This is a genomic window from Brevundimonas sp. (genome assembly GCF_018608325.1).
Classification (GTDB): domain Bacteria; phylum Pseudomonadota; class Alphaproteobacteria; order Caulobacterales; family Caulobacteraceae; genus Brevundimonas.
The window spans coordinates 2,487-8,910 of sequence record NZ_JABAZW010000022.1; the positions used below are offsets into that span (position 1 = coordinate 2,487).

Sequence of the window (6,424 nt, forward strand, 5' to 3'; positions counted from 1 at the left end):
AGCCTACGGCGACCGGCAGGCCCGAAGCCGCACGCACCCGCGCCACGGCAGGCGCCACGACGTCGGCGTCAGCTTCCTTGACCCCGGTCACGCCCGCAACGGCGACATAATAGACAAAGCCGGATGTGCCCTGGACCACGATCTTCAGACGGGCATCGTCGGATGTCGGCGTGGCCAGACGGATCAGCGAGATCGACACCTTGTCCAGCGCCTCAACCAGAGGCGCCGCCTCTTCCGGCGGACAGTCGACCACGATCAGGCCGTCAACGCCCGACGCCGCCGCATAGTCGGCGAAGGCGTCATAGCCCAGGCTCTCGATCGGGTTCAGATAGCCCATCAGGATGATCGGCGTGGCGTCGTCTTCCTTACGGAACTCACGCGCCAGATCCATGGTCGAGCGCAGACCGAAACCGGCGGCCAGACCCCGGATCGCCGCCTTCTGGATCGGCGGCCCTTCGGCCATCGGATCCGAAAAGGGGAAGCCCAGTTCGATGATGTCGGCGCCCGCGGCAGGCAGGCCCTTCAGGATGGCCAGAGCCTCCTCACGCGAAGGATCGCCCCCCATTACATAGGGAACAAAGGCAGCGCGGCCCTCGGCCTTCAGCGCCTTGAAACGTGCGTCGATACGGGCCGTGGTCATTGCGGCGAGTTTCCATTGGCAGGAGCCGTCGTCGCGGCAGGTTGGGCCGCGCAGACGTCGCCGGGGATGGTGGCGAAGGCCAGATAGCCAGGATCGGTCGCCGTCACATCGGCCTTAGAGGTGTCATAGAAGGCCTGCATCTGCAGGCCGTCGCATCCGCCGACGTCGCGACGCTTGACGAAGACGACGCGATTGTCGCCGCCGCCAGCAGCCAGCCAATGGCGGGTTTCAAGGTCGGCGATATAGGCGTCAGCCAACGCGCCGATCTCGCCCAGAGGCGCAGTCACGCAAAACGCGCTGCCGCTCAGACGCAGCAGACCACCGCAGTCCGCCGCCGCCTGTGCGCCCGGCAGCAGAGGGATGTCCGTCGGCGCCGCAACCTGCGGCTGGGCCGGAGCTTGGGCCTGAGCAGCGGTCGAAATCATCAGTACGGCCGTCGCCGCCAGCAGGTTACGGATCACAGTTCCACTCCCAGATGTTTGGCGACCTGGAAGATGTCCTTGTCGCCGCGTCCCGACATCAACAGGACGACATCGCCGCCCTTGCCGACTTCCCGCGCCACTTCACCGGTGCGCGCCAAAGCGTGCGATGGCTCCAGCGCCGGAATGATGCCTTCCAGTTTCGAGCACAGCTGGAAGGCCTCCAGCGCCTCTGCGTCCGTCGCCGAGCGGTATTCGGCCCGGCCGATGTCGTGCAGCCAGGCGTGCTCCGGCCCGATGCCCGGATAGTCCAGACCCGCCGAGATCGAGTGGCCTTCGACGATGTTGCCGTCGTCGTCTTGCAGCAGATAGGTGCGGTTGCCGTGCAGCACGCCGGGGCGACCACCCTTCAGCGACGCCGCGTGATCGGGCGTATCCAGGCCATAGCCCGCCGCCTCGACGCCGATCAGGCGCACGCCCTCGTCCTCGATGAAGGGATGGAAGGCGCCGATGGCGTTGGACCCGCCGCCGATACAGGCGACCACGGCCTCCGGCAGCTTGCCCATCTGAGCGCGCGACTGGACCTTGATCTCCTTGCCGATCACCGACTGGAAATCGCGCACCATGGCCGGATAGGGGTGCGGGCCCGCCGCCGTGCCGATGATGTAATAGGTGTCGGCGACATTAGTGACCCAGTCACGCATCGCCTCGTTCATGGCGTCCTTCAGGGTCGCAGCGCCTGCCGTGACCGAGAAGACTTCCGAACCCAGAAGACGCATGCGGAAGACGTTCGGCTGCTGCCGCTCCACATCGACCGCGCCCATATAAACGGTGCAAGGCAAACCAAAGCGGGCCGCTACGGTGGCCGAGGCCACGCCGTGCTGGCCTGCGCCCGTCTCGGCGATGATCCGCGTCTTGCCCATGCGGCGGGCCAGCAGGATCTGGCCCATGCAGTTGTTGATCTTGTGCGCGCCCGTGTGGTTCAGGTCCTCGCGCTTCAACCAGATATTGGCCCCGCCGAAATGCTCGGTCAGACGCTCGGCGAAATAGAGCGGGCTTTCACGACCGACATAATGGGTCAGGAAGCTGTCCAGCTCGGCCTGGAAGGTCGGGTCCGCCTTGGCCGCCGTATAGGCTGCGTCCAACTCATGGATCAGCGGCATCAGGGTTTCAGCGACGAACTGCCCGCCATAGGGGCCGAAACGCCCCTGCGCATCAGGCCAGGCGTAGGTGTTGGGCAAGGTTGCGGTCACGAGGTCAGCTTTCACGCAAGGCGGCGTCGGAATTACGACCGGCGCACAGCCTCGATGAAGGCCGCGATCCGGCCCGCGTCCTTAACACCCGGCGCGCTTTCGACGCCAGAGGAGACGTCCACCATCGGCGCCCCTGTTATCCGAAGGGCCTCGGCCACATTGTCCGGGTTCAGACCACCGGCCAGGAACCAGGGATGGCGAAACACCCGGTCCGCCAGCAGGGTCCAGTCGAAACTGTGCCCCACACCGCCGGGCAGAACCGAGCCCTCCGGCGGCTTGGCGTCAAACATCAGGTGGTCGGCGTGGTAATCCCACTCGTCCGCCGCGGCGAAATCCTCGCCATGCCGGATCGGCAGGGCCTTGATGACGCCCGCCCCTGTCAGCGCCCGCACGCTTGCCGCCCGCTCGGCCGTCTCGGCTCCGTGCAGTTGGATGAAGTCCGGCTTCAGCGTGCGGGCGATTTCTTCCAGCAGGGCGTCGTCCGGGTTGACCGTCACCGCCACCACCCTGGCCCGCCCCCGCGCCCGTTCAAACAGCACGGCGGCGTCTGCAGGCGCGATGTGACGCGGGCTTTTGGGGAAGACCACCGCCCCCACGAAATCCGCCCCGCCGTCCAGCGCGGCGTCCAGCGTGTCCGGCGTCGTCAGGCCGCAGATCTTGATCAGGGTCGTCATGGCCGTGGAGGTGCGCGCCGCCCTGTGGAACGTCAAGCCCGATAGAGGTCCGCGTCGGGATCAACCTGCCCCCGGAGTGTGCAGCCGATGATCTGTGAGGCGATGACTGAATAGGTGATGCCATTGCCGCCGAACCCCATGACGGCGTGGACATGGTCATGCCCCTCGACCGGACCGATCTGCGGCAGTCCGGTCGCGCTTTCGCCGAAAGCCCCTGCCCAAGTGTAGTCCATCTCGAACTCCAGATCCGGCAGCAGGCGTCGCAGTTTACTGGCGATCGTCTCACATTTACGCTTCAGCTTGGCCTTGTCCTCATGCGCGGTGGCGGACGCTTCGTCCTCGCCGCCGACGATCAGCCGACCATCACCGCCCATGCGGAAATAGAGATAGGGGTCAGAGCCTTCCCACACCAAGGTGTCGCGCAGCCAGGCCGGACAGCGCACCCGCGGCTTTGACGCCAGCGCCCAGGACGAGATCACCTTCGCCCCCGGCGTCGGCACGCCTTTTGGAAACTCATAGCCGCAGCAGAAGACCACCTTCCCGGCCCGCACCGCGTGGCCCGCGTCGGTCAGCAGGGTCACGCCGTCGGGGTCGCTGACCGCCTCCAGCACCTCGACCTTGGAATAGATTCTGGCGCCCTTTTCGGTCGCCCGGCGCAGCAGGCCTGCCGCCAGACGGGCCGGATCGGCGCTGGCCGCCCCCTCCGAGACGATGGCGCCGGTGCGGTCGATGCCGAACTGTTCACGCAGCTCAGCCGGGCTGATGTAGCGGCTTTCCAGCCCCATCGCCGCCCGCGCCTCGGCTTCCGCCTCCAGTGCGCGATGGCCGTATTCGTCCCCGGCCAGATAGAGGCTGCCCTTGGGTTTGAGGCCGCAGCGTATGCCCTCGTCGGCGACGATCTTCTGCAGGGCGTCCACCGCCGAACGCGACCGGCGATAGGCGCGTCTGGCGTTCGCCTCTCCGATCCGCGCACCCAGCGTCCTCAGCGGCAGGTCGATCTCCCACTGCAGCATGGCGGTTGAGGCCAGGGTCGAACCCATCAGCGGCGGGCGTCGATCCAGCACCGCAACCCTGTGATCGCGCGCCAGTTCATGGGCCAAGAACGCCCCGCTGATCCCCGCCCCCACGATGGCGACATCGACCGAGATCGCCTCGGTCAGGGGCCGCGTCTTCACGCCCAGGCCGGGGCTGTCCGCCCATAGAGAGCGTCCGGTCCGCAAATCCCGTTTGATCGTCGCGCCGTCCATGATCCACTCCGCCTAAGCGAAGCGATAGATCGCTATCGACGCTCCGGTTCCAGGCGCGTCAGTCGAACAGGCTGTCGATCTCGGCCTGGCTCAGCAGACGCCACTGACCGGGCGCCAGGTCGTCGGGCAGGACCAGCCCGCCCATCCGTTCACGGTGCAGGGTCTCGACGTGGTTTCCGGCGGCGGCGAACATCCGCCGTACCTGATGATAGCGGCCCTCGGTCACCGTCAGCAGAGCCTCGGTCGGGCTCACCACCTCCAGCACGGCGGGCGACAACGGCTTGTCCTCGCCCTCCAGCACCAGTTCGCCGGACGCGAACAGGTCGCCTTCGGTTCCGACCAGAGGCCGGGCCAGCGTCGCGCGATAGACCTTGGTCACATGGCGTTTGGGCGAAATCACCCGGTGCAGCAGGTCGCCATCGTCGGTCAGCAGCAACAGACCCGTCGTCTGCTTATCCAGCCGCCCGATGGTCGAGATGGCGGGATCCCGCTCGCGCCAACGGCCCGGCAGGATGTCATAGACCAGCGCGCCCTCTTCCTTGTGCGAACAGGTCATGCCCAGCGGCTTGTTCAACATCAGCACCAGCCCCTGCACGGGGTCCAGCGGCTGGCCGTCAATCTCCATCCGGGTCGGCAGATCAGGCGTCACCGGAATGCGCTTGGACACATCCGTCAGGTCCACGCCGTCCAGCACGATGCCGCCCGCCTTGGCCATTCGCGCCATCTCGGCCCGCGAGCCATAGCCCATCGAGCCCAGCAGACGGTCGACGCGCGAGGTCGGCGTCTTTTTCATGCGCTAACGCCCTTAGGGCTGCTTGAGCGCGCGCTCATTTCACCGCCTCAAACAGCTTGTAGCCGCCTGCATCCGCCACCATCCGCACCCGGTTGAAGGCCGCGTTCAGTTCGGCCTCATAGGGCAGGTGCCGGTTGGCGACGATCCAGGCCACGCCGCCCTTCTTCAGCAGTTCGGCGGCCTTGCGAATGAAGGCCTGCCCCAACCGCCGGTCCTCGGCCCCGCCATCGTGGAAGGGCGGGTTGGAGATGACGAAATTCAGTTCGCCGTCCGCCGCCATCGTGCGCACATCGGCCCATTCGATGGTGACGCGGGCGTCTTCGACATTCTTCCGGGCCGCCTCGACCGCGCGGCGATCCAGATCGATCATCCGCAGCGACGTCACCGCCGCTGATCGTAGAGCAACCGTCGCCAGCGCGCCGTAACCGCAGCCCAGATCCACACCCGCGCCCTTCAGCGCCGGCAGGTGTTCAGCCAACAAGGCCGAGCCCGCATCGATCCGGTCCCAGGCGAAGACGCCCGGCTGTGACCAGGCTTCCAGCCCCGGCACGATCCGGGGCGCGCCATCGGCAATGGCGGCGTCAACGCCGGTCATCGCCTCGGGCTTGAACACGATGCAGCGGCGATGGTGGGCCTTGGCCGTCTCACCGACCTCAACGCCAAAGGCCAGCAACTCCTTCTTCAGGCGCGACCCGCCCTTGTCCTTGAAGGCCATGACGTCCAGCCGCCCGCCGACCTTCAACGCCCGCAGCGCCTGCGCCAGCACATAGCGCCGCTCCAGCACGCCGGGCGGGGCATAGATCATCACCTCATCGACCGAACCCTCGGGCACGGTCTCAAGCGGCGTGGAGCCGGGGATCAGGGGCGAGGTCTGGGTCGCAACGCCCGGCGGATCGAAGACAACCGGCGGACGACCATAAAGAAGCGTGCTCATGCCCGCCCCTTAACGCCGCAAGGCCGCAGGGGCCAGCCTCAGAAACCCATCTGCAGCAGGATCAGGCCGACCACGCCGACCGCGATCCGCCACCAGGCGAAGACGCCGAAGCCGCGCTTGGACACGAAGTCCAACAACACCCGCACCACCGCCAGCGCCGAAATGAAGGCCACGACGAAACCGATGACGATCAGGCCGATGTCGCTGAAGTCCAGCGTCTTGTAGCTTTTCAGCAGGTCATAGGCGACCGCCGCCCCCATGGTCGGCAGGGCCAGGAAGAAGCTGAACTCGGCGGCCGAACGCTTGTCCGTCTTCAGCAGCAGGCCGCCTGCGATGGTGGCGCCCGAACGCGACACGCCGGGGATCATGGCCAGGCACTGGAACAGGCCGATCAGGAAATAGACCCGCATCGGATAGGTCTCGGCGTTCAGCCACTGGGGCCGCTTGTCCATCCGGTCCAGAGC

At 66.8% G+C, this 6,424-nt stretch carries 7 protein-coding genes and 1 pseudogene; all 8 read right to left on the reverse strand.

Translation table 11 applies throughout. The annotated features are described in order from the left end of the window. A pseudogene (gene trpA / locus QZ281_RS02300) lies at positions 1-640 on the reverse strand (tryptophan synthase subunit alpha); the annotation flags it as partial. Beyond that, complete coding sequence (locus QZ281_RS02305; protein ID WP_292224245.1) at positions 637-1,101, reverse strand: hypothetical protein; 465 nt, start codon at positions 1,099-1,101, stop codon at positions 637-639. The pseudogene trpA and the gene QZ281_RS02305, both read right to left, overlap by 4 nt. After that, entirely contained in the window at positions 1,098-2,312 is a 1,215-nt protein-coding gene (trpB, locus tag QZ281_RS02310) for a tryptophan synthase subunit beta (protein ID WP_292224246.1), read from the reverse strand. Before trpB ends, QZ281_RS02305 begins: the two co-directional genes overlap by 4 nt. Before the next feature lie 32 nt (positions 2,313-2,344). Continuing rightward, positions 2,345-2,986, reverse strand: a complete 642-nt coding sequence (locus tag QZ281_RS02315) for a phosphoribosylanthranilate isomerase (protein ID WP_292224262.1) — start codon at positions 2,984-2,986, stop codon at positions 2,345-2,347. A gap of 32 nt (positions 2,987-3,018) precedes the next feature. Continuing rightward, complete coding sequence (locus tag QZ281_RS02320) at positions 3,019-4,233, reverse strand: FAD-dependent oxidoreductase (protein ID WP_292224249.1); 1,215 nt, start codon at positions 4,231-4,233, stop codon at positions 3,019-3,021. A gap of 58 nt (positions 4,234-4,291) precedes the next feature. After that, positions 4,292-5,026, reverse strand: a complete 735-nt coding sequence (locus QZ281_RS02325) for a pseudouridine synthase (RefSeq protein WP_292224252.1) — start codon at positions 5,024-5,026, stop codon at positions 4,292-4,294. A 34-nt stretch (positions 5,027-5,060) separates the two neighbouring features. Beyond that, positions 5,061-5,960 (reverse strand): class I SAM-dependent methyltransferase, encoded by a 900-nt coding sequence (locus QZ281_RS02330; protein ID WP_292224254.1) that lies wholly within the window; start codon positions 5,958-5,960, stop codon positions 5,061-5,063. 38 nt (positions 5,961-5,998) lie between these two features. Continuing rightward, positions 5,999-6,424 (reverse strand): undecaprenyl-diphosphate phosphatase (locus QZ281_RS02335; RefSeq protein WP_292224256.1); only part of this gene is annotated, 426 nt, incomplete at its 5' end.

Coding starts and splice junctions, on each gene's coding strand:
- QZ281_RS02315 (WP_292224262.1), bottom strand. CDS start 2,986: ATGACGACCCTGATCAAGATCTGCGGCCTGACGACGCCGGACACGCTG.
- QZ281_RS02320 (WP_292224249.1), bottom strand. CDS start 4,233: ATGGACGGCGCGACGATCAAACGGGATTTGCGGACCGGACGCTCTCTA.
- QZ281_RS02325 (WP_292224252.1), bottom strand. CDS start 5,026: ATGAAAAAGACGCCGACCTCGCGCGTCGACCGTCTGCTGGGCTCGATG.
- QZ281_RS02330 (WP_292224254.1), bottom strand. CDS start 5,960: ATGAGCACGCTTCTTTATGGTCGTCCGCCGGTTGTCTTCGATCCGCCG.